Origin of the sequence: Mesorhizobium sp. M1A.F.Ca.IN.020.03.2.1 (genome assembly GCF_004023205.1) — a bacterium.
Taxonomy (GTDB): Bacteria; Pseudomonadota; Alphaproteobacteria; order Rhizobiales; family Rhizobiaceae; genus Mesorhizobium.
Genome location: NZ_RZSV01000454.1, coordinates 1 through 1,583 on the forward strand (window position 1 = coordinate 1; position 1,583 = coordinate 1,583).

The following is a 1,583-nucleotide window of genomic DNA, read 5'->3' on the forward strand; positions in this document are numbered from 1 at the left end:
CGGGCGGAGAACCCCGCCATTCAGGCGCCCGCCGATCCGCAGCCGCTGCCGGCCAAGGCCAAGGGCGCGATCAGCTTTGACGATGTCTCCTTCTCCTATCCCGCGCGGCCGGACCGGGCCGCCGTGCATGGGCTGAGCTTCCAGGTGAAGCCCGGCGAGACGGTGGCGATCGTCGGTCCTTCGGGCGCGGGAAAAAGCACCGTCTTCTCGCTTATCCTGCGCTTCTACGATCCGGAGAGCGGCCGTGTCGTCATCGACGGCGTCGATCTGCGCCAGGCCGATCCGGCCGCAATCCGCCAGCGCATCGCCATCGTGGCGCAGGACGTCACCATCTTCGCGGCCAGTGCTGCCGACAATATTGGCTTCGGCCGGCCGGGCGCCAGCGATGCCGAGATCGAGGCGGCGGCAAAGGCGGCGCTTGCCGACGAATTCATCGGCAAGCTTGAAAAGGGCTATGACAGCCAGGTCGGCGAGCGCGGTGTGACGCTTTCGGGCGGCCAGCGCCAGCGCGTGGCGATCGCCCGCGCCATTCTGCGCGACGCACCGATCCTGCTGCTCGACGAGGCGACCTCGGCGCTCGACGCCGAAAGCGAAACGCTGGTGCAGACGGCGCTGGAGCGGCTGATGCGCGGCCGCACCACCATCGTGATCGCCCACCGGCTGGCGACGGTACTCAAGGCCGACCGCATCCTGGTCATGGAAGGCGGGCGCATCGTCGAGGAAGGCACCCACCAAAGCCTTGTCGCCAAGGGCGGCACCTATGCGCGGCTCGCCAAGCTGCAGTTCGAGACCGGAGCGAGCGCCTTCAAGGGCGCGGCGGAGTAGCGCCCGCCGGCAGGCGTTATCAGTCGCCGTACCGCTTGCGCAGGTGCTCGGTGAAGTAAACGGCGTTGAGCTTCTCGCCGGTGGCGCGCTCGAGCAGGTCCGGCGTCGACCAGCGCGAGCCCTGCGACCAGATCTTGTCGCGTCGCCACTCATTGATGGCGCTGAAGTCGCCCTTGGCGAGATCTCCGTCGGCTGACGGATGCTCCCTGGTCAAGGCGGCCCACTGCTGCGCCGCCATCATGGCGCCCAGGGTGTAGGACGGGAAATAGCCGAAGGCGGCGCCCGGCCAGTGCACGTCCTGCATCGGCCCGTCGGCCGGGTTGTCGATGGTCGACAGGCCGAGATAGTCGCGCATCTTGGCATCCCAGGCCTCGGGCAGGTCGGCGGCCTCCAGCCGTCCTGAGACGAGCTCCTGCTCGAGCTCGTAACGCAGGATGACATGCAGCGGATAGGTGACCTCGTCGGCGTCGACGCGGATGAAGCCGCGTTCCACATGATGGACATGCGGCAGGATGTCGTCGATCGACCAGGCTTCGCCGAGATGCTTCTCGACAACCGGCAGCGCCCAGCGCCAGAAGGCGGGGTTGCGGCCGATCTGCTTCTCGACGAACAGGCTCTGGCTCTCATGCACGGCCATGCCGCGCGCCTTGCCGAGCGGCCAGTGCGACCAGGCTTTCGGCAGATTCTGTTCGTAAAGCGCGTGGCCGGTCTCGTGCAGCACCCCCATCAGCGCCGACAGGAAATCGGAAGTCTTGTAG

At 67.5% G+C, this 1,583-nt stretch carries 1 protein-coding gene and 1 pseudogene; one reads left to right on the top strand and one right to left on the bottom strand.

Features of this window, described 5'->3' with window-relative positions; all coding sequences use genetic code 11:
• Positions 1 to 825 (top strand): ATP-binding cassette domain-containing protein (locus EOA79_RS31975; RefSeq protein ID WP_128293681.1); only part of this gene is annotated, 825 nt, incomplete at its 5' end.
• Between the two features lie 19 nt (positions 826 to 844).
• Here EOA79_RS31975 and EOA79_RS31980 read toward each other — a convergent pair.
• A pseudogene (locus EOA79_RS31980) lies at positions 845 to 1,583 on the bottom strand (carboxypeptidase M32); the annotation flags it as partial.